The 24,676-nt window shown below is 72.0% G+C and carries 21 protein-coding genes; 12 read left to right on the top strand and 9 right to left on the bottom strand.

The window, feature by feature from the left end:
- Positions 1–7: 7 nt before the first annotated feature.
- From GA0070612_RS09810 to GA0070612_RS09800, 3 genes are all read right to left on the bottom strand, one after another.
- Positions 8–703 carry a class I SAM-dependent methyltransferase gene (locus tag GA0070612_RS09810; RefSeq protein ID WP_088987621.1) on the bottom strand — a complete coding sequence of 232 codons (696 nt, stop codon included), beginning with the start codon at positions 701–703 and terminating at the stop codon, positions 8–10.
- 135 nt (positions 704–838) lie between these two features.
- Positions 839–1,039, bottom strand: a complete 201-nt coding sequence (locus GA0070612_RS09805) for a DUF397 domain-containing protein (RefSeq protein WP_088987620.1) — start codon at positions 1,037–1,039, stop codon at positions 839–841.
- Positions 1,030–1,797: a DUF5753 domain-containing protein gene (locus tag GA0070612_RS09800; protein WP_088987619.1), complete on the bottom strand. Its 768-nt coding sequence runs from the start codon at positions 1,795–1,797 to the stop codon at positions 1,030–1,032. Before GA0070612_RS09800 ends, GA0070612_RS09805 begins: the two co-directional genes overlap by 10 nt.
- 371 nt (positions 1,798–2,168) lie before the next feature.
- Between GA0070612_RS09800 and GA0070612_RS32460 the strand changes: the two genes are divergently transcribed.
- The 7 genes from GA0070612_RS32460 to GA0070612_RS09765 all read left to right on the top strand — a co-directional run bounded on the left by GA0070612_RS32460 (position 2,169) and on the right by GA0070612_RS09765 (position 10,558).
- On the top strand, positions 2,169–2,393 hold the full coding sequence (locus GA0070612_RS32460; protein WP_088991380.1) for a hypothetical protein: 225 nt from the start codon (positions 2,169–2,171) through the stop codon (positions 2,391–2,393).
- Positions 2,390–2,665, top strand: a complete 276-nt coding sequence (locus GA0070612_RS09790) for a hypothetical protein (RefSeq protein ID WP_088987618.1) — start codon at positions 2,390–2,392, stop codon at positions 2,663–2,665. Before GA0070612_RS32460 ends, GA0070612_RS09790 begins: the two co-directional genes overlap by 4 nt.
- 277 nt (positions 2,666–2,942) lie before the next feature.
- A complete protein-coding gene (locus GA0070612_RS09785) occupies positions 2,943–5,162 on the top strand; it encodes a molybdopterin oxidoreductase family protein (protein ID WP_088987617.1) in 2,220 nt (739 codons plus the stop codon).
- Positions 5,159–6,598, top strand: a complete 1,440-nt coding sequence (locus GA0070612_RS09780) for an FAD-dependent oxidoreductase (protein WP_088987616.1) — start codon at positions 5,159–5,161, stop codon at positions 6,596–6,598. Before GA0070612_RS09785 ends, GA0070612_RS09780 begins: the two co-directional genes overlap by 4 nt.
- Positions 6,595–9,126, top strand: coding sequence for a nitrite reductase large subunit NirB (gene nirB, locus GA0070612_RS09775; protein ID WP_088987615.1), 2,532 nt, complete (start codon positions 6,595–6,597; stop codon positions 9,124–9,126). The genes GA0070612_RS09780 and nirB overlap by 4 nt, the downstream gene beginning before the upstream one ends.
- On the top strand, positions 9,123–9,470 hold the full coding sequence (gene nirD / locus GA0070612_RS09770; RefSeq protein WP_088987614.1) for a nitrite reductase small subunit NirD: 348 nt from the start codon (positions 9,123–9,125) through the stop codon (positions 9,468–9,470). The genes nirB and nirD overlap by 4 nt, the downstream gene beginning before the upstream one ends.
- Entirely contained in the window at positions 9,470–10,558 is a 1,089-nt protein-coding gene (locus GA0070612_RS09765) for a uroporphyrinogen-III synthase (protein WP_088987613.1), read from the top strand. The genes nirD and GA0070612_RS09765 overlap by 1 nt, the downstream gene beginning before the upstream one ends.
- Before the next feature lie 47 nt (positions 10,559–10,605).
- Here GA0070612_RS09765 and GA0070612_RS09760 read toward each other — a convergent pair whose 3' ends face one another.
- The 4 genes from GA0070612_RS09760 to GA0070612_RS09745 all read right to left on the bottom strand — a co-directional run bounded on the left by GA0070612_RS09760 (position 10,606) and on the right by GA0070612_RS09745 (position 15,221).
- The gene (locus GA0070612_RS09760) at positions 10,606–11,229 is read right to left on the bottom strand and encodes a GTP-binding protein (RefSeq protein ID WP_088987612.1); all 624 of its coding nucleotides are present in this window, start codon (positions 11,227–11,229) and stop codon (positions 10,606–10,608) included.
- Positions 11,210–11,575 carry a DUF742 domain-containing protein gene (locus tag GA0070612_RS09755; RefSeq protein ID WP_088950207.1) on the bottom strand — a complete coding sequence of 122 codons (366 nt, stop codon included), beginning with the start codon at positions 11,573–11,575 and terminating at the stop codon, positions 11,210–11,212. Before GA0070612_RS09755 ends, GA0070612_RS09760 begins: the two co-directional genes overlap by 20 nt.
- A gap of 89 nt (positions 11,576–11,664) precedes the next feature.
- A complete protein-coding gene (locus GA0070612_RS09750) occupies positions 11,665–12,072 on the bottom strand; it encodes a roadblock/LC7 domain-containing protein (RefSeq protein WP_030329975.1) in 408 nt (135 codons plus the stop codon).
- Positions 12,069–15,221: a sensor histidine kinase gene (locus GA0070612_RS09745; protein WP_088987611.1), complete on the bottom strand. Its 3,153-nt coding sequence runs from the start codon at positions 15,219–15,221 to the stop codon at positions 12,069–12,071. The genes GA0070612_RS09750 and GA0070612_RS09745 overlap by 4 nt, the downstream gene beginning before the upstream one ends.
- 468 nt (positions 15,222–15,689) lie before the next feature.
- On the opposite strand from GA0070612_RS09745, the gene GA0070612_RS09740 reads away from it, so the two are divergent.
- Positions 15,690–16,844: an ABC transporter substrate-binding protein gene (locus tag GA0070612_RS09740; RefSeq protein ID WP_231924614.1), complete on the top strand. Its 1,155-nt coding sequence runs from the start codon at positions 15,690–15,692 to the stop codon at positions 16,842–16,844.
- A 253-nt stretch (positions 16,845–17,097) separates the two neighbouring features.
- Here the strand turns inward: GA0070612_RS09740 and GA0070612_RS09735 are convergent, their stop codons facing one another.
- A complete protein-coding gene (locus tag GA0070612_RS09735) occupies positions 17,098–17,925 on the bottom strand; it encodes an ABC transporter permease (RefSeq protein WP_408630562.1) in 828 nt (275 codons plus the stop codon).
- A 133-nt stretch (positions 17,926–18,058) separates the two neighbouring features.
- Positions 18,059–19,090: an ABC transporter substrate-binding protein gene (locus tag GA0070612_RS09730; protein ID WP_088987608.1), complete on the bottom strand. Its 1,032-nt coding sequence runs from the start codon at positions 19,088–19,090 to the stop codon at positions 18,059–18,061.
- A gap of 266 nt (positions 19,091–19,356) precedes the next feature.
- Between GA0070612_RS09730 and GA0070612_RS09725 the strand changes: the two genes are divergently transcribed.
- From GA0070612_RS09725 to GA0070612_RS31370, 4 genes are all read left to right on the top strand, one after another.
- Entirely contained in the window at positions 19,357–20,142 is a 786-nt protein-coding gene (locus GA0070612_RS09725) for an ABC transporter ATP-binding protein (RefSeq protein WP_088987607.1), read from the top strand.
- A gap of 2 nt (positions 20,143–20,144) precedes the next feature.
- A complete protein-coding gene (locus tag GA0070612_RS09720) occupies positions 20,145–21,095 on the top strand; it encodes an LLM class F420-dependent oxidoreductase (RefSeq protein WP_088987606.1) in 951 nt (316 codons plus the stop codon).
- Positions 21,092–21,400: a cupin domain-containing protein gene (locus GA0070612_RS09715; protein WP_088987605.1), complete on the top strand. Its 309-nt coding sequence runs from the start codon at positions 21,092–21,094 to the stop codon at positions 21,398–21,400. The genes GA0070612_RS09720 and GA0070612_RS09715 overlap by 4 nt, the downstream gene beginning before the upstream one ends.
- 77 nt (positions 21,401–21,477) lie before the next feature.
- A complete protein-coding gene (locus GA0070612_RS31370; RefSeq protein WP_157742448.1) occupies positions 21,478–24,627 on the top strand; it encodes a hypothetical protein in 3,150 nt (1,049 codons plus the stop codon).
- Positions 24,628–24,676: the final 49 nt, after the last annotated feature.

Below are 24,676 nucleotides of genomic sequence, written 5' to 3'. Positions count from 1 at the left end.
GTTGTCGTCACGCGGCGCGACCGCCGAACACCGCGAAACGCCACTCCTTGAAGTAGCAGTCGACGTCGACCAGGCCGGCCTCGGCGAGCCACCGACACTGGTCGGCCACTGTCGCCGGCCGATCGTGGCGCATCCGGCCGCGGGAGGCGGCGATCTCCTCTGGGGACGCGCCCAGTTCGGTGATCTGCTCCATCCACACCTCGTCGTAGCGCCGGTCCAGCTCCGGGGTCGGGCCGGCGACCTGCTCGGCGTTGACGAACACCCCACCCGGCGCCAGCGCCGCGGCGGCCCGCCGGTAGAGCACGCGCTTGCCGGCGTCGTCCAGGTGGTGGATCGCCAGCGCGCTGACCACCGCGTCGTACCGCCCGGGCGGCAGCTCGTCGGCCAGGTCGGCGTGGACCGTCAGGTGTGGCACGGACCGCGCGTCCAACTGGTCGGTGGCGCGGGCGAGCATCGCCGGCGCCCCGTCCACCAGGGTCAGCCGGACCCCGGGCACCGCCGTGGCGAGCAGCAACGAGAGCAGGCCGGTGCCCGCGCCCAGATCCAACACCTCCGGGGTACGCCCGGCGGCGAGCGCGGCCCGCAACGGCGGCGCGGCCACCCGGACGGCGGTGCCGTAGAAGCTGTCGAAGCAGGGCACCAACCGCCTGCGGGCCTCGTCGTAGGTGCCGGCCACCGCGTCGAAGACGTCCGTCACGCTCATCGCGCTCTCCCAAATTTTGAGACAGATTTCCCACATTATAAGCGGCGCACGGTGGGCGGACCTTATCCTCGACACACGAAAAGCCCCCGGTTCCGTGGGACCTCCAGGACACCGGGGGCGGTTGGTGCTGCGCTGTCAGCCGACGGGGCCGATCACCTTCGCCAGGTCGACGAAGCCGGCCCATGCCGCCGGTTCGAAGGTCAGCGTCCCCCCGTCGCGGTCTTTGGTGTCGCGGACGAGGACGACGCCGGGGAGGTTGTCAGCGACCTCGACGCACGAGCCTCCGTTGTTTCCGCTCTTTGTGCTCTTACGCCACAGCGCGCCGGTCAGGTCCATGATCCCGCTGCTTTCCTGATCAGGTCGAGGGACTGTTGGCGGGAAAGAGCTTCACTTCTGATGCGTTCCCACCTGTGATTGAGCGTAGCAACGTCCGCAGCTCCATTAAGGATCTGCGCCCGCACCTGGCTGTCGATATGCGCGACCTGCCCGCCGTCAGGTAGCTCGGCCACGATGAACCCCCCGCCAAGGCCCGGATACATCCCGACGTCCTGTGGCACTACGAGCACCTGAACAGCGGGCAGCGCCGCGCATTGCGCAAGGTGGGCGACCTGCTCACGCATCAATGACCTGTCGTCATACGCCGATTGGTACAGGACCAGTTCGTGAACGACTGCGACCAGAAGGGGTGGACGTTCGCGGCGAAGGATGGCCTGTCGGTCGATGCGGGAGGCGACCACATCGTCAACTTCGTCAAGCGTCAACGCTTCGCCCGTCAACGTCGCCCGCGCATACGCATCGGTCTGCAAAAGGCCGGGCACCCAGGTGTGCTCGAACCACCGGATCGCAACGGCTTCGCGTTCCCAGTCGACCCACTCGCGCAGCCATTGCGGCTCGCGCCGCTTGAGGACATCCGGCCAGAGGTCCCCAACGTCCCTCCCAAGGAGCGCAGCCAGCTTTGCCCGCCGACGGGGCTGCGGCACGCGTCCCGGGCTTATCCACCGCGCTGCCGTCTTCGGATCCACCCCCGTCTGAGCTGCAAGACTCTCGGCTGTCTCACCAGCTTCGGCCATGGCCACTTGAAGTGCATGATTCATCCTGCCTCCACGATGAACGTCCCGAACGTCCCCGGGAATAGAGCTACGTCGTGTACTGATCCCATCGCTCTCGGCAATGTAGCTGGCAGGCGGCGCGGCCGGTAGGGACCCGAGACCCGGCGGACGCGTTCGTGTCGGGGCCGCCCCTGGCCTGCCACAGATCTTGGACAGTTTCCGTTCTCGCGTAACGGAAACTGTCCAAGATCTCCGTGGGTGAGCACACGGGGCGGCCCCTTCCCACAGTGACGACAAGGGGAGAGAGCGCAGTGCCGGATGAGCCGCACCATCGGAGACCCGAGCCGAAGCCCACGCCACGGAGGCCGCACACGGGCGACGTCCTGTACCTGACCCGCACGGCGAGTGTGCAGTTCATGCGCCCGATCGTCGTTCGGGTCATCCGCGTTCTCGACTGGCCGACGTACGACGGGTGGCTGTGGCTCGACGGTTACGAGCTGTCCGCCAAGGGTGCTGCGGTCGCGCGCCGGACCCTGTTCGTGATGTCGGCGGGCTTGATCTGGCCGGACACACCCGCCCCGGCGGCCCTACCGTCAACCATCCGCACTCCCGCCAGGCGAGGTCCGGTGAGTGTTCGATGAGCCGCCGACCTCGCCCGCACCAGCCGATGCGCCCGGCGTGGCTCTGCCGTAACTGCGCGGCGCCCTGGCCGTGTGCGCCGGCTCAGCTTCACCTCGCGACCGAGTTCTACGGCCATTCGATCGCTCTTGCGTTCTACCTGGCGGCGAACATGCAGGACGCGGTTCACGACCTGTACTCCCTGGGCGTTCAGCCTGACCCGCGGGCACTCCACGCCCGATTCCTCGGCTGGTTGTCACTGACCCGCCGACCGCAGCGCTACGACGGGCGCTGATCGCCTGCGGGGTGACGTGCGCTGCCGCTTTGGAGCTGATGTCGCAGACGAGTCAATCGCCGATGTCGCAAACGATTCAGCTCCAAAGGCTCCGACTCGCACCCTCCGACGCGCTCGCACCCTCCGACGCGCTCGCACCCACCGACGCGCTCGCACCCACCGACGCGCTCGCACCCTCCGACGCGTTCGCTGCCCCGGTGCGGTGTGAGCCCCACTTGACAGGACCGAAACAGAAGGGACCCGGACCGGAAACCGCTCAGCGGCACGCTTTCCCGACATGACAGACGGTGCACGGTCGGCAACTCGACCGGGGTCCACGCCCCGGGAGGTGGCGACGCACTGCCCGTACTGCGCCTTGCAGTGCGGCATGACGCTGCGCGAGGACGACACCGGGGTGACGGTCCACCCCCGCCAGTTTCCCACCAACCGGGGCGGGCTCTGCCAGAAGGGTTGGACCGCCGCCGAGCTGCTCGACCACCCGGAGCGGCTGACCACCCCGCTCCTGCGCGACCCGGCCAGCGGCGAGCTGCGCCCGGTGAGCTGGGACGCCGCGCTCGACCGGATCGTCACCGGCATCCGCGCGATCCAGGACGACGCCGGCCCGGACGCGGTCGCCGTCTTCGGCGGCGGCGGCCTCACCAACGAGAAGGCGTACGCGTTGGGCAAGTTCGCCCGGATCGGGCTGCGCACCCGGCACATCGACTACAACGGACGGTTCTGCATGTCCTCGGCGGCGGCCGCCGGGATGCGCGCCTTCGGCATCGACCGGGGGCTGCCGTTCCCGCTCGCCGACCTGGGTCGGGCTGACACGCTGCTGCTGGTCGGGGCCAACCCGGCGGAGACGATGCCACCGCTGGTGCGCTGGCTCACCGAGCAGCGCCGCAACGGCGGACAGTTGATCGTCGTTGACCCCCGGGTCACCGCGACCGCCCGGCAGGCCGACCTGCACCTGCAACCGCTGCCCGGCACCGACCTCGCGGTGGCCAACGCGCTGCTGCACATCGCGCTCACCGAGGGGTGGGTCGACCGCACCTACGTGGCCGAGCGCACCAGTGGTTTCGAGGCGGTCCGCCGGACCGTCGCCGCCTGGTGGCCCGCCCGCGCGGAACAGCTCTCCGGGGTGCCGGTGGCCGACCTGGAGGCCACCGCCCGCGCGTTGGGCACCGGCGGACGCGTGATCATCCTGACCGCGCGCGGCGCCGAGCAGCACGCGAAGGGCGTCGACACCGTCACCGCGTACGTCAATCTGGCTCTTGCCCTCGGCCTGCCCGGCCGGGACGGTTCGGGGTACGGCTGCCTCACCGGCCAGGGCAACGGCCAGGGCGGGCGGGAGCACGGGCAGAAGGCCGACCAGCTCCCCGGTTACCGGAAGATCGACGATCCGGCGGCCCGGGAGCACGTCGCAGGGGTCTGGGGAGTGCCGGCCGACGACCTGCCCGGCCCCGGTGTGCCGGCCTACCAACTGCTCGACTCGCTGGGCACTCCGGACGGCCCCCGCGGGTTGCTGGTCTTCGGCTCCAACCCGGTGGTCTCGGCACCCCGGGCGGCCCGGATCGAGGGCCGGCTGCGCGACCTCGACCTGCTGGTCGTCGCCGACCTGCTGCTCTCCGAGACGGCAGCGCTGGCCGACGTGGTGCTGCCCACCGCGCAGTGGGCCGAGGAGGACGGCACGATGACCAACCTGGAGGGTCGGGTGCTGCGTCGTCGCGCGCTGCGCAACCCCCCACCGGGCGTGCGCACCGACCTGGCCATCATCTCCGACCTGGCGACGCGGCTCGCCGCCGCCGAAACACCGACCACCGAAGCGCCCGCCGCCGAACCGGCAAGCACCACGGCGGCAAGCACCACGGCGACATCCGCCGCAACGGCAAGCGCGCGACCGGAGGCCGTTGCGGCTGCCCGGTTCCCGGCCGACCCGGCCGCCGTCTTCGCCGAGCTGCGTCGTGCCTCCGCCGGTGGGGCGGCCGACTACGCCGGAATCAGTTGGGCGCGGATCGACGACCAGGACGGCGTCTACTGGCCCTGCCGCACCGAGGACGGGCCGGACACGCCACGGCTCTTCGCCGAGGAGTTCGCGACCCCGGACGGACGGGCCCGGTTCCACAGCGTCGACCATCGGCCCGCCGCCGAGGAGGTCTGCGCGACGTACCCGCTGCACTTCACCACCGGCCGGGTGCTGACGCAGTACCAGTCGGGCACCCAGACCCGCCGGGTACCGGCGCTGCGGCGGGCCGCCCCGGAGGCGTTCGTCGAGTTGCACCCCGATCTGGCCGCCCGACTGGGCATCGACGACGGCGACCCGGTGAAGGTCACCTCGCGCCGGGGCGAGTTGTGCGCGCCGGCCCGGCTCAGCGTCGGGATCCGACCGGACACGGTGTTCGCCCCGTTCCACTACGCCGGGGCGGGACGGGCCAACTCGGTGACCAACGACGCGGTCGACCCGATCTCCGGGATGCCCGAGTTCAAGATCTGCGCGGTACGGGTGGAGAAGGCATGACCGGCCGGGTGGTGATCGTGGGCAACGGCATGGCGGGCGCCCGCCTCGCGGGCGAACTGCACGCCCGGGAGGGGGACCGGAAGGTCACCGTGCTCGGGGCGGAGCCGCACCGCGCGTACAACCGGATCCTGCTCTCCACCCTGCTGGCCGGACGCATCGGCGAGCCGGACGTGGAGCTGACCGAGGCCGCCGGGCACGGCATCGACCTGCGCACCGGCGTACCGGTGACCGCCATCGACAGGTCCGCGCGGGAGGTCCACACCGACGGCGGCGACCGCATCTCCTACGACCACCTGGTGCTCGCCACCGGCGCGCGGGCGGTGGTGCCGCCACTGCCCGGCCTCGATCCGGCGGACCTCCCGGAACGGGTGGTCCCCTTCCGGACCCTGGACGACTGCCGGCGGATCCTCGCCGCGGCGGACGGCGCACGCAGCGCCCTGGTGCTGGGCGGCGGTCTGCTCGGTCTGGAGGCCGCCCGGGGCCTGGCCAGCCGGGGGTTGACCACCACTGTGGTGCACCCGAGGGAGCACCTGATGGAACGGCAACTCGACCCGGCGGCCGGTGCCGTGCTCGCCGGCACGCTCGCCGGATTCGGCGTCACCGTGCAGCTCGCGGTGCCGGCGACCGGCGTGGCCGCCGACGCCGACGGCGTCCGCCTCGACCTGGCCGACGGCCGGACGTTGCGCGCCGACCTGCTGGTCCTCTCCTGCGGGGTACGCCCGGACACCGCCCTGGCGCGGGCCGCCGGGCTGACGGTCCGGCGCGGGGTGGTGGTGGACGACCGGCTCCGCACCGACGACCGCTCCATCTCGGCGATCGGCGACTGCGCCGAGCACGACGGTGTGCTCAGTGGGCTGGTCGCGCCAGCCTGGGCCCAGGCGCGGGTGCTCGCGGACGTGCTGACCGGGACGGACCCGTTGGCGCGGTACCGGCCCCAGCCGGTGGTGACCCGGCTCAAGGCCGCCGGGATCGACCTAGCCTCGATGGGTGACCCGGTCAGCGGCGGGCCGGGCGAGGAGCTGACCTTCACCGACCCGGCCCGGGGCACGTACGCCCGGTTGCGGATCCGCGACGAGCGGCTGGTCGGCGCGATCCTGCTCGGCGACAACCCGGCCGTCGGGACAGTGATCCAGCTCTTCGACCGTGGTCACCCGGTCCCGGCCGACCGGCGTGCACTCCTGTTGGGCCGGGCCCTGGGCACGGCCGGCGCGACCCCGGCCGCCTCACCGGCGCTGATGCCGGACGCGGCCACTGTCTGCCAGTGCAACACGGTGAGTAAGGGCGCGCTCGTACGCAGTTGGCGCTCCGGAGCCCGGACCGTCGACGCGGTCGTGGCGGCGACCCGGGCCGGCACCGGCTGCGGCGGGTGCCGGGACGCGGTGGGCGGCATCGTCGACTGGCTGAGCCAGGCGGAATCGGTGGAGGTGACGCGATGAACGGCGGCGATCTGGTCGTCATCGGCAACGGCATGGTCGGGCAGCGCTTCGTCGACGCGCTGCGCGCTCGCGACCCGGAGGGTCGCTGGCGGGTGACGGTGCTGGCCGAGGAACGACGCCCGGCGTACGACCGGGTGCGGCTCTCGGCGTACTTCGACGGGGTGAGCGAGAGCGAACTCAACCTGTACACGGCGCACGACGGGCTGCGGCTGCGGCTGGGCGAACCGGCCACCGCCATCGACCGGGAGCGGCGGGTGGTGACCACCGACGTCGGCGAGTACCCGTACGACGCGTTGGTGCTGGCCACCGGGTCGTACGCGTTCGTGCCGCCGGTGCCCGGGGCGGAGCTGCCCGGGGTCTTCGTCTACCGGACGCTCGACGATCTGGCGGCGATCCGGTCGTACGCGCAGGGCCGGCGGGTCGGCGCGGTGATCGGTGGCGGGCTGCTCGGGTTGGAGGCGGCGAACGCGTTGCGGCTGCTCGGCCTGAGCACCGACGTGGTCGAGTTCGCGCCCCGGCTGATGCCGGTGCAGGTGGACCAGGCCGGCGGCGCGATGCTGCGGCGCTACGTCGACGAGTTGGGCGTACGGACCCATCTCGGGGTCGCGACCAGCGCGATCCGACCGGGCCCGGACGGCGCGGTGGCCGCGCTGGAGCTGTCCGACGGCGGCACGATCGACGCCGAGCTGGTGGTGGTCGCCGCCGGCATCCGGCCCCGGGACCAGCTCGCCCGGGACGCCGACCTGCCACTGGGCCCGCGCGGCGGGGTGCTCGTCGACGAGACCTGCCGCAGCGCCGACGAGCGGATCTGGGCGATCGGTGAGTGCGCGGCGGTCGACGGCACCTGTCACGGCCTGGTGGCGCCGGGGTACGCGACGGCCGAGGTGGTCGCCGACCGGCTGGTCGGCGGCGCGGCGACGTTCCCGGGCGCGGACACCGCGACCAAGCTCAAGCTGCTCGGGGTGGACGTGGCCTCGTTCGGCGACGCCCACGGGGTGACCCCCGGTTGCCTGGACGTCACCTTCACCGACCCGGCCACCCGGGTGTACGCGAAGCTGGTCCTCTCCGACGACGCGCACACCCTGCTCGGCGGCGTGCTGGTCGGTGATGCCAGCGCGTACCCGACGTTACGGGCCAGTGTGGGCGGCCCGTTACCGGCGGCGCCGCTGGCGCTGCTCGCCCCGGACGGCGGCGGGGCGGACGCCGGGGCCCTGCCCGCAGAGGCGCAGGTCTGCTCCTGCAACGCGGTGACCCGGGGCGACGTGGACGCCGCCATCGCCGGCGGCTGCGCGGACGTGCCGGCGTTGAAGGCGTGCACCCGGGCCGGCACGAGCTGCGGTTCCTGCGTGCCGATGTTGAAGCAGCTCCTGGACGCGGCCGGGGTGGAGCAGTCCAGCGCGCTCTGCGAGCACTTCGACGTCAGTCGCCGGGAGCTGTTCGAGATCGTCCGCGTACGCGGCATCCGCACCTTCTCCCGGCTGGTCGCCGAGCACGGTCGGGGGCGCGGCTGCGACATCTGCAAGCCGGTCGTGGCGTCGATCCTCGCGTCGCTGGGCAGCGGGCACGTGCTCGACGGTGAGCAGGCGTCGTTGCAGGACACCAACGACCACTTCCTCGCCAACCTGCAACGCGACGGCAGCTACTCGGTGGTGCCGCGCATCCCGGGTGGCGAGATCACCCCGGAGAAGCTCATCGTGATCGGTGAGGTCGCCCGGGACTTCCAGCTCTACACGAAGATCACCGGCGGGCAGCGCATCGACCTGTTCGGGGCGCGGGTCGAGCAGTTGCCGCAGATCTGGCGACGACTGGTGGACGCCGGTTTCGAGTCCGGTCACGCGTACGGCAAGGCGCTGCGGACGGTGAAGTCCTGTGTCGGCGAGACCTGGTGCCGCTACGGCGTACAGGACTCGGTGGGGTTGGCCGTCGCCCTGGAGCTGCGCTACCGGGGGCTACGCGCCCCGCACAAGCTCAAGTCGGCGGTCTCCGGCTGCGCCCGCGAGTGCGCGGAGGCCCGGAGCAAGGACTTCGGCATCATCGCCACCGAGACCGGCTGGAATCTCTACGTCGGTGGCAACGGGGGCTTCCGGCCCCGGCACGCCGACCTGTTCGCCACTGATCTGTCGACAGAAACGCTGATCCGACTGATCGACAGATTCTTGATCTATTACATCCGCACGGCCGACCGGCTGCAACGCACCGCCGGCTGGATCGAGGCGATGGACGGCGGCCTGGACCACCTGCGCTCGGTGATCGTGGACGACTCGCTCGGGCTCTGCGCCGAACTGGACGCGGCGATGGCCCAGCACGTGTCGTCGTACTCCGACGAGTGGCGCGACGTGCTCGACGACCCGGACCGGCTACGCCGCTACACCTCCTTCGTCAACGCCCCTGACGTACCGGACCCGTCGATCACCTTCACCCAGGAACGCGGCCAGCCGGTGCCCGTACGCGACCAACCCCCGACCGGATCCGAGCCGACAGGCCGTCGGCAGCCGGTCACCCTCGGCCTACCGGAGGTACGGCGATGACCCAGACCCTGACGCGCACCTGGACCACCGTCTGCCGGCTCGACCGGTTGGAACCGGACCGGGGGGTCGCCGCCCTGGTCGACGGCGCACAGATCGCGCTGTTCCGGACGGCGGACGGGCTGTTCGCGATCGACAACCGCGATCCGGTCTCCGGGGCGTACGTGCTGTCCCGGGGCATCGTCGGCAGCCGCGGCGGAGTGCCGACGGTCGCCTCGCCGCTGCACAAGCAGGTGTACGACCTGCGCAGCGGGCACTGCCTCGACCTGCCCGGGGTGGCCGTGGCCCGGCACGACGCACGGTGCCGCGACGGTCTGGTCGAGGTGCGGCTGCGACAGGAGGGTTGATGCGGGAGGAACTGGCGGGCTTCACCATCGGGGTGACCGCCGACCGGCGGCGCGACGAGTTGGCCGCGTTGCTCGAACGGCGGGGCGCGCGGGTCGTGCTCGCTCCGGCGCTGCGGATCGTGCCGCTCTCCGACGACACCGAGCTGCGCGAGGCGACGCGTGCCTGCCTCGACCAACCGCCGGACATCCTGATGGCCAACACCGGCATCGGCATGCGGGGGTGGCTGGAGGCGGCCGAGGGCTGGGGGCTGGGCGAGCCACTGCGTTCGGTGTTGAACAGCTCGTACGTGGTGGCCCGCGGCCCGAAGGCGCGCGGCGCGATCCGTGCGGCCGGACTGCACGACCAGTGGTCGCCGGCCTCGGAGAGCTGCGACGAGGTGGTGGACCACCTGCGTCGCCGGGGCGTGGCCGGGCAGGTGATCGCCATGCAGTTGCACGGTGAGCGGCAGCCCGACTGCACGATGGCACTGGAGGCGGCCGGCGCGACGGTGATCGAGGTGCCGGTCTACCGCTGGGCTCCGCCGACCGATCCGGCACCGCTGCACCGGTTGATCGACCTGATCGCCGGCCGGCTGGTGGACGCTGTCACCTTCACCTCGGCGCCGGCTGCCGAGGCGCTGCTGCGGGCAGCCGGGGACCGTACCGACGCGCTACTCTCCGCGTTCCGCAGCGACGTGCTCGCCAGCTGTGTCGGCGCGGTGACCGCCGAACCGCTGCTCCGACGCGGGGTGCCGGTGAGCGCGCCGGGTCGGGCCCGGCTCGGGGCCCTGGTGCGGACCATCGTCGACGAGCTGCCCCGCCGGACCGTGACGTTCAAGGCCGGCGGGCACCTGCTGACGCTGCGCGGGCACGCCGCCGTGATCGACGGCGAGTTGCGGCCACTCGCCCCCGCCCCGATGGCGGTGCTACGGGCCCTGGCCCAGTCTCCCGGTCGGGTGCTGTCCCGCACGGCGTTGCTGCGCACGCTGCCCCGAGGGGCGGACGAGCACGCGGTGGAGATGGCCGTCGCCCGCCTGCGGGCCGGCCTGCACGCGCCCCGGGTGGTGCAGACCGTCGTGAAGCGCGGCTACCGCCTCCGGGTGGACTGACGCGTCGCGGCCAGCCGGTGCACACCGGCCGGCCGGGACACGACAGGTCAGCCGACCGGCGCGGCGAAGCCCCGGCCGTGCTCCGCCTCGAGGCGCAGCATGGCGTGCTCGACCACCGTCACCAGCACCTGCTTGACCGACTCCCGGTGCCGGGCGTCCGTCATCACCAGCGGCACCTGCGGGGAGATGGCCAGTGCCTCGCGGACCTCCTCCAGCTCGTACTGGGGAGCGCCGTCGAACCGGTTCAGAGCCACCACGTACGGCAGTTTGCGGTTCTCGAAGTAGTCCAGCGGGGCGAACGCGTCGGTGATCCGGCGGGTGTCCACCAGCACGGCGGCACCCACCGCACCTCGGATGATCTCGTCCCACATGAACCAGAACCGGGTCTGACCGGGTGTACCGAAGAGGTACAGGATCAGGTCCTGGGCCATGGTGATACGGCCGAAGTCCATGGCGACCGTGGTGGTCTCCTTGCCCGGCACCTTGGACGGGTCGTCGATACCGACGCCCGCCGCGGTCATCAACGCCTCGGTGGTCAGCGGTGTGATCTCGGAGATCGCCCCGACCAGTGTCGTCTTACCGACGCCGAAGCCGCCCGCGACGACGATCTTCGCGGAGACGATTCCCCGGCCCGGCCGCCCCCCAGCGGGGTCATAGCCTGCGAAGTCCACTTAGCACCCTTCCAAGCAGTTCCATCCGCTCCTCGAACCCCTCGGCGGGAGCAGCAGTGTGTAACGTCAGCAGGCTCTCGGCCACCATGTCGGCGACCAACACCCGGGCGACGCCCAGCGGCATCCGGGTGTACGCGGCGATCTCCGCCAGCGACTGTGCTCGGCCCTCACAGACCGTGGCGATGCGGTGCTTGTCGTGCCCGGCGAAGCGGGACTCGGCGACCTGGGTGAGAGAGGCGGTGAGGACGGCCTCGAGGGCGATGTCCTGCCGGGGCTCGGTACGACCACGGGTGACCGCGTACGGGCGCACCAACGCCCCACGCGGATCAACACGCCGTTGGTCCATCCCCGATCACCTCCTCGTCCCCCGTGGAGTCGGCGGGCGCCGGCTCCGGTCTCTGGCTCGGCGCGCCGATCGCGCGCCGACTGCTGCTGCTAGGAACGCACCGCGTCCCGCGGCAGCGGCACCAGTGCGGCACCCACCCGCTCGACCAGCAGCGCCATCTCGTAGCCCACCTGGCCCACGTCACAGCTCCGGGCGGCCAGCACGGCCATCGACGAACCGTCGCTGATCGACATCAGGAAGAGGTACCCGCTGTCCATCTCGATGACTGTCTGCAACACCCCGCCCGCGCTGAACATCCGGGCCGCGCCCTCGGTCAGGCTCACCACGCCGGAGGTGATCGCGGCAAGCTGGTCGGCCCGGTCCGCTGGAAGATCCCGGGAGGACGCGAGCAGCAGCCCGTCGGCGGACACCGCCACCACGTGGGCGATACCCGCCACGCTGTCGGCGAAGTTGGTGAGCAGCCAACCCATGTCCTGCATGGCAGCTGGCCTGTTCATCGGCTCTCCTTGGTCGAGGTGCTGTTCAGGTCCGTTCCGGCCGACCGGCCGCGCTGCACGCCGCGGTGGTAGGCCGACAGCAGACCACGTACTTCATCCGGGGTCCGTCGGCTGCGGTCCCGGCCGCTCTTCGGTTCGATGCCGCCCGGCACGAGCTGTGCCTGTGGCACCCGCTTGGGCAACCCGGACCGGGTGGTCCCGGCCGGGGCCGGCTCGGCGGCCCGACTGGCCCGCGACCAGCCCTCGTCCGCCGCCGTCCGCCAGGCCGCCGGGTCCGCCGACGGCGCGCTGGGCGCGGCGGCCGGCTGGGCAGCCGGAGGCGGCGTGTACGACGGGGGGGCCGAGGGGGGCGTGCCGAGCCCGCCCGTGGTCGCGCCGCCGAGACCGCCGCCGCCCGAAGCGGGAGCACCATCGGTGTTGGCCGTTCCCGGGGTACGGGTCGGTAGTTTCGGCCGGGCCGGCGCGGCGGCCGGGACGGGAGCGGCAGCCGGCACGGGAGCGGCAGCCGGCCGGGCGTCGCCGCGCGTACGCGGACCGGCGTCGGTCGACGCTGCCATGGTCGGCGGCGGCTCGTCGAAGTTCGGCCGGGTGAAGATCGCGGTGGCGTCGTCGCCGTGCGACCGGAACCAGACCGCCTCCATCTCCCGGAAGATCGGCGCTTCGGCGGGGAAGTCCGGGCGGGTGCTGACCGGCGCGGCCGGCACCGACGGGGCGGCGGGCGGTGCCACCGCGCCGGATCCGGCGACCGGCCCGATCGGCAGGCCCGGGTTGGCGGCGCGCCCGTCCTCGGCGTCCGAGGTCGAGCCGCGTCGGGGCAGCGGGTCGATGGTCGGGTAGGCCACCGTGGGGCTGCCCGTCGACGCGCCCAGCCCGTTGCCGTACGAGGGCCGCGCCGGCGGGAGAGGCGCCACGGGCGCCGGGGCTCCGGGTGCCGGCGGCATCGTCGAGCGCGTGCCGGCGTACCCGCCCGCCTGCACCGCCGGGCTGGTGTCCCGCGAGTCCAGTGGGGACTGCCACTGCGGGGCTGCCGGCGCGGTGGTCCGCCACTGGTCCGGCAGCGTCGCCGCCGAGGTCGCGGCACCGGCGAACTGCTCGGCGTGACCGGCCGGCGTGAGCGGTGCCTGCTCGACGGCCATCGGCTGACGCGGGCGGGTGAGCGCCTGGTCGCGCCCACGGCTGTTGGGCAGCACGACAGTGGCGGCGGGCAACGTCACCTGGGCGACGGTGCCGCCCTCCACGTTGCGACGCAGCTCCACCCGGATGTTGTAGCGGGAGGCGAGCCTGCTGACCACGGCCAGACCCATCAACCGGAACGCGGCGACGTCGACGCTCGGCGGGGCGGCCAGCCGGCGGTTGAGCGAGTCGAGTTGCTCGTCGGTGAGGCCGAGCCCGCGATCCTCGATCTGGATGAGGACGTAGTCACGGATCCGGCGACCGTCGGCGACCACCGTGGTGTTCGGCGGCGAGAACCGGGTGGCGTTGTCGAGAAGCTCGGCGACAAGGCGTACCACGTCGTTGACCGCGTGCGCGGCCACCGAGATGTCGGTGTCCACGGTGCCGAACTCGATGCGGTTGTACAGCTCCACCTCGGACTGCGCGGCCCGCAGGACGTCGACCACCAGGGCGTCGTCGCGACGCGGTACGGCGGAGTCGGCACCGGCCAGGACCAGCAGGTTCTCGTCGTTGCGGCGCATTCGAGTGGCCAGGTGGTCCAGCTCGAAGAGCTGCGCGAGCCGCTTCGGGTCCTCCTCGCCACGCTCGATCGCGTCGAGTTCACCGATCATCCGGTCGACCAGGGTCTGACTACGGCGGGCGAGGTTGAGGAACATCGCCGAGACGCTGGTACGCAGCGCCGCCTGCTCGGCCGCGACCCGTACCGCCTCGCGGTGGACGACGTTGAAGGCCACCGCCACCTGACCGACCTCGTCACGGCTGTTGAGCTGGATGGGGTCCCGGACCTGGCGGACGATCTCGTCCACCCCGCCGTCGCCCACGCTGCCCATGGTCTGCAGCCGCTGCACGGCGTCCGGCAGGTCGTGGTTCGCCACCGAGAGGGCGCCCTCACGCAGCCGGCGCAGCGAGTGGTTGAGCGAACGGGCCAGCACCACGGCGAGCGTCACGGCGATGATCAGCGTCAGCAGCACCAGCACCGACTCGACGACCGCCTGCCGGATGACGTCCGAGCGCGCCTCGTCGGCCTGCTGGAGCAGTCGGTCCTGAAGTTGGATCTCGGCCCAGCGCATCAGGTCGTTCACCGCGCCGATGGCGGCGGTGGCGTCCTGCGCGCTCACCAGCGGGCGCTGCCCGACCGAGCGGGTGATGTCGGTGGCCACCCGGTCGGCCAGGCCGACCGCGTCACCCGCGACGGTGCTGTCCACGAGGGCGCGCTGCACCGGGTCGGCGGCCAGCGAGAAGGCGACCAGGGACTCCTGCTGACTGGTCAGCGTCGCCACGAAGGAGGAGAACTGCTCCGAGTCGAGCTGACCCGCCGTCAGCGCGGTGAAGGCGACCGCCTGCTCCTCGGCCACGGAGGCCTTGGCGCGGGCGAAGGCGGCAACCGCGCGGCGGCTGTCCGCCAGGCTCTCGGAGCCGGGCAGCTGGGCCAGGCCGTCGCCGTACGCGACCAGGTCGGTGAGGATGACGCCGTAGCGGAGCACCGCCTCGGCGACCGCCATCTGCCGGCGGTCCAGGACCTCCTGGCGGGTGCCGTCCAGAGTGGCCAGGTGCTCGTCGATGACGGCGAGTCGCTCGCGCAGGGCCGCCGGCACCTCGCCGACCCGGCTCCGCTCGGCGCGGTACTCGTCCACCTGCTGCTGCGTCTGACGAACCCGCAGGTTGTACGCGTCCGCCGGCTGCTGCGGCGTGGCCAGGTAGGCCGCCGCGGCCATCCGCTCGCTCTGAAGATCCTGCGTGAGGGCGCTGACGTCGACGGCGAGCGCCGTCAACGATCGGGCCCGGGTGGCGTCGAGGGCACCCTCGCCGACGGTGATCAACCGGACCGTGGCCAGCGCGATCACCGCCGCCACCGGGACGACCAGGATCAGCGCCAGTTTGGACCGGATTCGTGCGTCCCGCAGTCTGGGCAACCGTCGGCTCGGACGCTGAGTGGTGTCGCCGAGTGTGGGCAGGGCCGTCGGTCCGGTGCTCACGACATCGCCTCCGTCGTTTCTTCCCCGCCTGACCCGCCGAGCCATGCCGTAAGCGGAGGGGACCACGCGCGGCACGGCCGCGATTTCATCAGAGAAGATCGGATTTGGGAAGCCGCAGTGAGGTAGGAAACGGTCGGACAGAGCGCATCCCGTGTTCCGGGCAACTGATACCTTCATTTCCGCAAGCCCCTGAACAGGGCATGTAACTCCAGAGTGGTCACGCGTGTATGCAAAGTGAGGTTTTGCAAACATTGCGTTACCCCAGCATGTGGGATGGCCGTCCCGAAAGCGATGCCGGGGTCCGCGCTTGACCACAGCGCCGGCCATTGGCAAGGTTTTGCAGGCTTCGCGCACACCGTACGGCAGAGAAGATCCCGTTCTCCACTGAGGACGGTTTAGCGGCGGTGACCGGGCAGCGCCCGCGCCCGCACCTGGAGGACTGAGTTGAGCCCCATCCGCTCCGCGACCATCGCGGCGCTCGCATCGGCCGTAGTGGCCACCACGCTCACCGGCTGCCAGATCGGTGAAGCGGACACGGACACGAGTCCGATCGTGATCGCCGTCGACCTCGAACTGTCCGGCGCCGCGGCCCCCGTGGGCCGGACATACCAGCGAGCCCTCGAACTCAAGCGCGATCAGTTGAACTCCTCCGGAGCACTGAACGGCCGGAAGATTGAACTCAAGTTCAAGGACAACCGTTCCGACGCCGCCGAGTCGCTTCGCAACATCGCGGACTTCAGCAGCGATTCTCAGGTCAGCGCCATCATCATGGGCGGCTGCAACGAATGCGCGCTCGGCGCCGTGGGGACCATCAACGAGAAGCGGATTCCCACCATTGCGCTCGCCGCTTCCGGCGCGGTCACCAACCCGGTGGCCGAGCGGCGCTACGTGTTCAAGCTGGGCCCCAACGCCGCCGACAGTGCCGCCGCACTCACCACCGAACTGCGACGGAACAACGTCCGCAAGGTCGGGGCGCTCGTCAGCGACGACGATTATGGCCGGGAGGGCATGGCCGCGCTCAAGAGCGAGTTGCAGAAGGCCAACATCACGCTTCGTGAGCAGAAGGCCAAGATCACCGACACGGACGTGAACCAGCAGGTCCGACTGCTCACGTCGGGCAAGCCGGACGCGCTCGTCCTCTGGACCCCGCCGGAGCAGGCGATGCTGGCCGCGACCAGCGCTCAGCAGACCACCTTCCGAGGGTCGCTCTTCCTCGACGCCGGGGCGGCCGGTGACCTCTTCCTCGGCGGCGCGGCAAAGGCCACCGAGCGTGCGACGCTGATCTTCACCCAGACGATGGCGATCGACGACGTGATCGCGACCACGCCGGCCAAGGCCGCGCGGCGGCAGTGGTTCCAGGACTACACGGCACGCTTCGGCGGCTACAACGGCGCGTCGTCCTTCGCCGCGGACGCCGTTCAGCTCATCGCCGACGCGGAACTGCGGGCCGGAGGTGAGATCGGCAAGGTCGACCGCGACGGCCTCCGCGACGTCCTCGAAACGTCGCAGATGGACGGCCTGTCCGGGCCGATCCGGATGACGCCCGACAACCACAGCGGCCTGATGCCGCAGGCACTCACCACTCTGGTCGCCCGAAACGGCCGCTGGCGGTTGGCGGGGTAACGGGCGGGCCTTGTGGCTTCTTCCGCCCGGCTGTCTTCGTCCTTCGTCGTGTGCCGGGTGGGGGTGTGGCCGACCGTCCCCGGCTCCGGGCGGTCAGGCTTGATCCCTCCGCCGGGCACGGTCGGCCACACCTGACTCGCCTGCGGCTTCGACGGAAAGGGCCGGCCTCCCAGTGGGGGGCCGGCCCTTTCGTTTCGTTGGGATGAATCTAGTCGGTATCCAGGCGCTGGCTCGATCTTGCTGTTCTCAGTTGTCAGCGGCTGCTGGTGGTTTCGCGGACCCAGGGCAGGGCCATCCGCTCGGTCAGCAGGAGCGCCGAGTAGAGCAGGATGCTCACCAGCGCCACCAGCATGATCGCCGCCCACGCGGTGGCGGTGTCACCGACGCCGGCGTACTGCGTGATGACGTAGCCGAGGCCACTCTCCCCGGCCTGGAACTCACCGATCACCGCGCCGATCGCGGCCAACGGCATGGCCACCTTGAGCCCGACGAAGATCTGCGGCAGCGCGGCCGGGAAGCGCACCTTGCGGAACGCCTGCCACCGGGACGCGTTCCAGGACCGCACCAGTTCGGCCAGGTCGGCCGGCGTGGTGGTCAGACCGGTGGCGGTCGAGAGCACGATCGGGAAGAAGCAGAGCAGGAACACCATGGTGAGGATCGGCGTCTGACCCCAGCCGAACGCCACCACCAGCAGCGGGCCCAACGTGATCTTCGGCACCGCGTTCACCGCGACCAGGAGCGGGGTGAACATCCGCTCGACCGTGCGGGAGCTGGCCAGCGAGAGTCCGAGCAGGACACCGGCGGCGACCGAGAGGGCGAAGCCGTACAGGATCTCCAGCATCGTGTCCCAGGTGTGCCCCAGCATCTGCGCGGGCTTCTCGACGAACGCGGTGAGCACGTCGCCGGGCGGCGGCAACGCCGCGGGGTGAATCAGCTCCAGCCGGGCGGTCAACCACCACACCGCCAGAGCAATCAGGAGACCGACCGCGGGCAGCGCCGCCCCGGCTCCGGCCCGGAGACCGGCACCTCGACCCGCACGCCCCGACTCGGGGCCGGCACCCGGGGCCGGGGTCGCCGCCACCGCCGGGTCCGCTGACCGGACGTCGGTCATCTTGTCCTCCTCGAAATCTCACGGCCCCGGTGGGGGCCGACGAGCGACGGGGGTACGCCCCACCGGGTTCGGCGGAACGTACCCCCAGGTGACGACCGGACGATCAGGCCTTCGGCGCGAGGCTGAAGTCGATGATCTGCTCGGGGGTGATGTTCTGCTTCAGCGCGCCCGCGCCCTGCAGGATGGCGATGCTCTTGGCGACCCGACCGCTGTCCAGGGTGCCGATCGCGGTGCCGGTGTTGCCGGAACGGACGTACGCGGCCATCAGCTCGAGCTCGGCGGCGGCGGCGACCGGGTTGGCGGCGTCGACGTTCTTCTTCAGGATGTCGCCGGCCTCCTTGGAGTTCGCCAGGCTGTACTCCAGGCCCTTGAGCAGCGCCGCGGTGAACCGCTTCACCATCTCGGGCTTCTCCTTGGCGATCTTCGAGGAGGTGATCAGCACGTTGCCGTAGAGGTCCTGCATCACGTTGCTGTACGGCAGCATGACGGCCTTCTTCTTGGCCACCGCCTCGATGGTCGGCTGACCGACGACGAACTGGCCGATGCCGTCCACCGAGCCGGTGCCCAGCATGCCGATCAGGCCCTGCGCCTCACCGTTGACCCAGGTCACCTTGTTGACGTCCACACCGGCGAGCCGGGCGTACGTCGGGAACAGGTTGCGGACCACGGAACCGGGGGTGTCGGCGAGCTTCTTGCCCTCCAGGTCCTTCGGGGAGGCGATGTTCTTGCCCTCGACCGAGGCGATGCCGGCCATGGTGCGCTGCTGGATCGCGGCCACCACAGTGAAGTCCTTCGCCTGGCCGTTGCCGACCTGCAGCAGACTGCCGGTGAGGTCGACCGGGCCGAAGTCGGCCTGGCCACCCACGATGGTCTGGATCACGCCGCCGGTGCCCTGACCGGGCTTGATCTCGACGTCGAAGCCGGCCTCCTTGAAGAAGCCCTTCTCCTTCGCCACCCAGGCGTAGGAGTCACGGCCGAAGTTACCGAAGGAGGTGAGGTAGGTCACCTTCTCCAGGCTCTTGCTGTCGCCACCCTTGGCGTCGTCGGCCGAGTCCGACCCGCTGCTGCAGGCGGAGACAAAGGCGAGGGCGGTGGCCAGCGCGGCCGTAGCGACCGTACGGGTCAGCCTTCTCATCAAAGCACCATGTCCTTTCCGACCGGGCCTGACCGGCACCGGAGGGGTTGTCATGACGGGCCGGCGTGAGGGGCGGAAGCCGGCGCCGCCGTCGTGGGGGGACTCTTCGCGGGCACAGCGTACGAGAAACCCACACTTGCGACGCCAGGTGCATCGGGTTGCGGAACGGAAACAACCTGACGACCACCCCGGGCGGTGCGATACACCAACCGGCGGGCTAGCCTTTGTCGGATTCCTGACCGTCCACTCAGCGGAGGCCGCCGGAGATGATCCGACTATCCGGAGTGTCTCGTACCTTCGAAGGCCGGTCCGGCCGGGTGGAGGCGCTGCGCGGCATCGACCTCGACGTCGCCGAGGGTGAGTTCGTCGCGGTGCTCGGCCGCTCCGGCTGCGGAAAGTCCACACTGCTGCGACTGATCGCCGGGCTGCTCCCGCTGACCTCCGGCGAGATCACCGTGGCCGGCACGCCGATCGCCCGTCCGCGCCAGGACATCGCCATGCTGTTCCAGAAGCCCGCGCTGCTGCCCTGGCGCACGGTGCTGGACAATGTCCTGCTGCCGGTGGAGATCTTCGGCTGGAGCCGCGCCAAGCACCGTGAGCGCGCCCGGCAACTGCTCGACGTGGCCGGTCTCGCCGGCTTCGAGAAGCGCCTGCCGCACGAACTCTCCGGCGGCATGCAGCAGCGGGTGTCGCTGTGCCGGTCGTTGATCGGCGAACCCCGGGTGATGTTGATGGACGAGCCGTTCTCCGCGCTCGACGCCCTCACCCGCGAGGAGCTGTCCGGCGAACTCCAGCGGGTGCACATGGAGAACAGGCCGACCATCGTCTTCGTCACCCACTCGATCGACGAGGCGGTGCTGCTCGCCGACCGGGTGGTCGTGCTGAGCCCCCGCCCCGGCCGGATCCGCAAGGTGCTCGACGTCGACATCCCCCGGCCCCGCACCCTGGGCCGCAACGCCCATCTGGCCGACGTCGCGCGCGTCAGCGCCGACCTCCACGAGCTGTTGATGGAACGCGACGAGCCGGCCGCCGCCGGCGCGGAAGGACGATGACCATGCGGGTGTCGGTCTTCACCGAACCCCACCGGGGTGCCACCTACGACACCCAACTCCGGTTCGCCCGGCTGGTCGAGGCCTGCGGTTACGAGGGTTTCCTCCGCGCCGACCACTACCAGGCAATGGGCACCGACCCGGGCCTGCCCGGCCCGACGGACGCCTGGCTGACCCTCGCCGCGCTGGCCCGGGAGACCGAACGGATCCGGCTCGGCACCCTGGTGACGTCGGCCACCTTCCGGCTGCCCGGCCCGCTCGCGGTGATGGTCGCGCAGGTCGACCAGATGAGCGGCGGTCGCGTCGAGCTGGGCATCGGCGCCGGCTGGTACGAGCGCGAACACACGTCGTACGGCATTCCGTTCCCGAAGGTCGGCGAACGCTTCGACCGACTGGCCGAGCAGCTTGAGGTGATCACCGGGCTGTGGGGAACCCCGTCCGGCGAGACCTACAGCTTCACCGGCGACCACTACCGGTTGGTGGACGCGCCCGCCCTGCCCAAGACGGTGCAGGTGCCCGGTCCACCGATCATCGTCGGCGGTCGCGGCCCCAAACGCACCCCGGAGCTGGCCGCCCGGTACGCCGACGAGTACAACATGCCGTTCAAGTCCGTCGCGGAGACCGCCGAGGCCTACGACCGGGTACGCGAGGCGTGCGAGCGCACCGGTCGGACGGAGTCCGGGCGGGCACCGCTGGTGCTCTCCGCCGGGATCGTCGTGGCCGTCGGCCGTACCGACGAGGAGGCTCGACGGCGGGCCGCTCCCCTGCACGAGAAGAGCGCACTGCCGCCGGAGGACCCGGTGGTCGGCTCACCCGCGCAGCTCGTACAGCGGATCGGCGAGTTCGCCGCGATCGGCGCCACCCGCGTACACCTCCGCCTGATCGACTTCGACGACCTCGACCACCTCGAACTGATCGCCGCCGAGGTGCTTCCCCAACTGGACGGAGAACGATGACCGACGTGATCGACGGAACCGAACTCGGCCCGGTCGGCCAGGAGATCGTGTTCGAGAACGACCGGGTCCGGGTCTGGCACATCCGCCTCGAGCCCGGCGAGCGGCAGCCGCTGCACCGGCATGACCACCCCTACCTGGTGGTGGCGATCGAGGGCGCGAAGAACGTCGTACAGACCATCGACGGCACCCGGATCGACGCCGACGAGCCCACCGGTGGCGTGGTCTACCGCGACCCGGGCGCAGTGCATATGCTCACCAATGTCGGAGACACGACTTACCTGGCCCGGCTGGTCGAACTCAAGTAGACCCGCCGAGCGCGGGCCGGCGCGCCGCGCGGCGCGCCGGTGGCGATCGGGTGTACCAGGTGCGTAACGTGCCCGACATGGCCTTTCGGACCTGGGGCAGACTGCTGCTCACGGCGCTCGGCGTGAGTGTGCTGGCCGGGGCCGGCCAGCTCGGCGTCGCGTACGGTTTCGGCATCGTCCGGCTGACCGGCGCCTTCACCGGTACGACCGTCAACCAGTGGCCGACCCAGCTCGTCTGGGTCGGCTGGTTCGCCGCGAACGCCGCCGTCGTCGGCGCCGTCCTGACCGGGCGCCTCGCTCACCGCGACGCGCCGCCGCCCGGCACGAGCCGCCAGTTGGCGATCGGTGGTGCGGCCGCGCTCGGCGCCACGGTCGTCGCTCCGCTCTGCATGCAGCCCGCCCGCGCCGCCGAGCTGATCTCGGTGGACCCGGTGTGGGCGGTGGGCATCTGCGCCGTCCTCGGCGCGGTGATCGGAGCGGGCGCGGCGATCGTTGTCCTGCTCCGACCCGAGCTGGGCTGGAACATGGCGGCTGTCGCCGGCGCGGTCTGGCTGCTCGCACTGATCTCGGTACTGCCGTCGCTCGGCACGACCGGCCCCCTGCCGACGGTCCGACTCGGCGTCCTCGAGCCGAGCTGGCTGGACGACGCCGCCGCGCAACGGCTGGCGCTGCTCCTGCTGCCCATCGTGGCGCTGCTGGCGGGCGGGGCGACCGCCGGGCTGGCCCGCTGGCAGGGCCAGGCGCCACTGGTCAGCGGAGCCACCGGGGTGGCCGGGCCGGTGCTGGTGGCATTCGCGTACCTGACCGCGGGCCCGGGTGACGCGGTGGACCGCTACCAGGCCACCCCCTACTACGCCTCGTTGATCGCGATCCTCGCCGGCGCGCTCGGCGCGGCTGCCGCCGCGCTGCTGCGGTGGCCGGCCCGCGCCGGTACCACCGACCCGGCGGCGATCGAGCCCTCCGACATCCTGCGCCCGCTGCCCCCGGGCCCGGAACTGCCGGGCGCGACGTCGACGGATTCACCGAACGAGCCGGCCGCCGCCGAACGCACCGCCGTGGAGCCACCCACCGACGCGAAGCCGGCCGCCGTCGTTCCCGGTCCGTGGGCCGCCGAAGGCTCCGACGGTGTACGCACCGTCCCGGCCCACTGGGACTGGCCGACGACCACAGCGAGCGGCCAACACGGTCCGGCCCCCGCCACTGCGGCAACCCCTGGGGCGCTGGCCAGGCCCGCATCCTGGCTGACCGATCCGACCGGCGAGTTCACCGCCGACACGCGGACCCACAGGCTGATCCCGGAGGACGGCGTCTCCTCGACCGACACCGAGCGCCCGGCCACCACCGAGGTCAGCAGCCCGACCGACGCCGCAACCGGTGCGGCGGCGACCAGCACCGCAGCGACCAGCACCGCAGCGACCGGTCCAGCAGCGGCCGGTGCAGCAGCGGCCGGTACAGCGGCGACGGGCGCCGAGAGCCGGCGCGGGGGTGCCGCCGGCCCGGCCGACGGCGAGCCGACCGGCAACTCGACACCACGCACGAAAAGCCGACCGACCGACGACCGGGGCACCGGCGCAACCGGCGTCGTCACGACCAGTTCGGGCACGACCGATGCGACCAGCGCAGCCAACACGGACACAACCGGCGCGCTGAGCACCGGCACGGCCAGCACGGGCGCGACCGGCACGGGTGCGACCGGCACGGGTGCGACCGGCGCGGGTGCGACCGGCGCGCTGAGCACGGGCGCGGCCAGCACGGGCGCGGCCGGCACGGGCGCGGCCAGCACGGGCGCGGCCAGCACGGGCGCGGCCAGCACGGGCGCGGCCAGCACGGGCGCGGCCAGCACGGGCGCGGCCAGCACGGGCGCGGCCAGCACGGGCGCGGCCAGCACGGGCGCGGCCAGCACGGGCGCGGCCAGCACGGGCGCGGCCAGCACGGGCGCGGCCAGCACGGGCGCGGCCGGCACGGGCGCCGGTGACGCGGCGGCAACGCTCAAGCCGCGCCGCACGCGCAAGCCGAAGGTCGGTTCGGATGCCACAGCCGACTCCCCTGGCGACGTGTCGTCGACCGAGCCAACGAACACCGACGGGACGACCACCGGGCGCACCAGGAAGGTCGCCCGGTCCGGCAGGTCCGCCGACCGCACCGGTTCCGACATCCCGGCCGACACTCCGGTGCCCAGCGACGCGAGCGCAGGCACAGCTTCCGACCCGGAGGCCAAGGTCTCCCCGACCCGCGCGACGGCAGCGACCCCGACCGTCGCACCCGGCATCACCGACGCACCGTCCGCACCTGGCCCGGAAGCCGAGGCGGTCAACCGGCCACGTACCCCGGCCGCCGGCAAGAAGGACGCGGGCAACGTCGGGACGGCAGCGAAGCCCCAGCCCGCTGCCAGCCCGACGTCGAAGGTGGCCGATCCGAAGGCGGGCTCGCCGCGTACCCCGGTCGGCGCGACCACCGACCCCACCGTGCCGCCGTCCGCCACCACCGCAGCCGCCCGTGACTCCGCGTCACCGGTGGACCCGGCCAGTGCGTCCGCAGCCGCCCGGGCCGACGACGTCGCCGAGGACGCTTCCACCGCTGGGCTGTTCGGGATTCCGGCCACCGGTAACCCGGAGGCCGACCGGTGGACGCCGGCACGATCGCCCTGGCCGGTCACGTCGGCCTGGACGGTGCCGCCGCAGGCGGCTGGGCCGGAGTCGACGGTTCCGGATGGGCCGACCGGGCCGGAGGCGTCGACCGACCAGATGCCGAGACCTCGACACCGGGCGCCGCTGCCGGACCTGAGCCGGGCCAGCACCTGGAACGCTTTCGACACGACCCGACGTACCCGACCGACAGAGTCGCCGGACCGTCCGAGCCCGGCCGACCACAGCGGAACGCCTTCCCCGTCCGAGAGCCCGAGTGCCGTGGAGTTCCCCGTCGTGCCGGCCAGGGCTGGTTCGGCCGCCGACACCGACGACCCGGCCAGCGGTGACGCCACGCCGACGGCCGGCACAGTGGCGGAACAGCCTTCCCGGCGCGGACGGCTCGGTGGCCTCTTCCGCCGCAACCGGGCCCGGAGCGAGGAGCGCCAGGATCCGGAAGGCGCGACGGAACCGCTGCCGGCCCAGGACGAGGAGTTCGTCGACTGGGTCGCGGGCCTGAGCAAGCCGGTTTCGGACAACGAGCCGGAGCAGGGGAACGCCCGTCGTTCGCTGCGCTCCACCGGCCGGCACCACCGCGAGTAGAACCTGCGTGATCCACTCGGGTTCGCTGAGGTCGGGCCATCCCGCACGC

Source organism: Micromonospora chokoriensis (genome assembly GCF_900091505.1).
GTDB lineage: Bacteria > Actinomycetota > Actinomycetes > Mycobacteriales > Micromonosporaceae > Micromonospora > Micromonospora chokoriensis.
The sequence above is the reverse complement of the archived record's forward strand: the minus strand, read 5'-3'. Positions and strand labels throughout refer to the sequence as shown.

What these genes read in the sequence shown, in the direction of transcription:
- GA0070612_RS09810 (WP_088987621.1), bottom strand. Translation starts at nt 703, where the DNA reads ATGAGCGTGACGGACGTCTTCGACGCGGTGGCCGGCACCTACGACGAG.
- GA0070612_RS09805 (WP_088987620.1), bottom strand. Translation starts at nt 1,039, where the DNA reads ATGGACCTGACCGGCGCGCTGTGGCGTAAGAGCACAAAGAGCGGAAAC.
- GA0070612_RS09800 (WP_088987619.1), bottom strand. Translation starts at nt 1,797, where the DNA reads ATGAATCATGCACTTCAAGTGGCCATGGCCGAAGCTGGTGAGACAGCC.
- GA0070612_RS32460 (WP_088991380.1), top strand. Translation starts at nt 2,169, where the DNA reads ATGCGCCCGATCGTCGTTCGGGTCATCCGCGTTCTCGACTGGCCGACG.
- GA0070612_RS09790 (WP_088987618.1), top strand. Translation starts at nt 2,390, where the DNA reads ATGAGCCGCCGACCTCGCCCGCACCAGCCGATGCGCCCGGCGTGGCTC.
- GA0070612_RS09785 (WP_088987617.1), top strand. Translation starts at nt 2,943, where the DNA reads ATGACAGACGGTGCACGGTCGGCAACTCGACCGGGGTCCACGCCCCGG.
- GA0070612_RS09780 (WP_088987616.1), top strand. Translation starts at nt 5,159, where the DNA reads ATGACCGGCCGGGTGGTGATCGTGGGCAACGGCATGGCGGGCGCCCGC.
- nirB (WP_088987615.1), top strand. Translation starts at nt 6,595, where the DNA reads ATGAACGGCGGCGATCTGGTCGTCATCGGCAACGGCATGGTCGGGCAG.
- nirD (WP_088987614.1), top strand. Translation starts at nt 9,123, where the DNA reads ATGACCCAGACCCTGACGCGCACCTGGACCACCGTCTGCCGGCTCGAC.
- GA0070612_RS09765 (WP_088987613.1), top strand. Translation starts at nt 9,470, where the DNA reads ATGCGGGAGGAACTGGCGGGCTTCACCATCGGGGTGACCGCCGACCGG.
- GA0070612_RS09755 (WP_088950207.1), bottom strand. Translation starts at nt 11,575, where the DNA reads ATGGACCAACGGCGTGTTGATCCGCGTGGGGCGTTGGTGCGCCCGTAC.
- GA0070612_RS09750 (WP_030329975.1), bottom strand. Translation starts at nt 12,072, where the DNA reads ATGAACAGGCCAGCTGCCATGCAGGACATGGGTTGGCTGCTCACCAAC.
- GA0070612_RS09730 (WP_088987608.1), bottom strand. Translation starts at nt 19,090, where the DNA reads ATGAGAAGGCTGACCCGTACGGTCGCTACGGCCGCGCTGGCCACCGCC.
- GA0070612_RS09725 (WP_088987607.1), top strand. Translation starts at nt 19,357, where the DNA reads ATGATCCGACTATCCGGAGTGTCTCGTACCTTCGAAGGCCGGTCCGGC.
- GA0070612_RS09720 (WP_088987606.1), top strand. Translation starts at nt 20,145, where the DNA reads ATGCGGGTGTCGGTCTTCACCGAACCCCACCGGGGTGCCACCTACGAC.
- GA0070612_RS09715 (WP_088987605.1), top strand. Translation starts at nt 21,092, where the DNA reads ATGACCGACGTGATCGACGGAACCGAACTCGGCCCGGTCGGCCAGGAG.
- GA0070612_RS31370 (WP_157742448.1), top strand. Translation starts at nt 21,478, where the DNA reads ATGGCCTTTCGGACCTGGGGCAGACTGCTGCTCACGGCGCTCGGCGTG.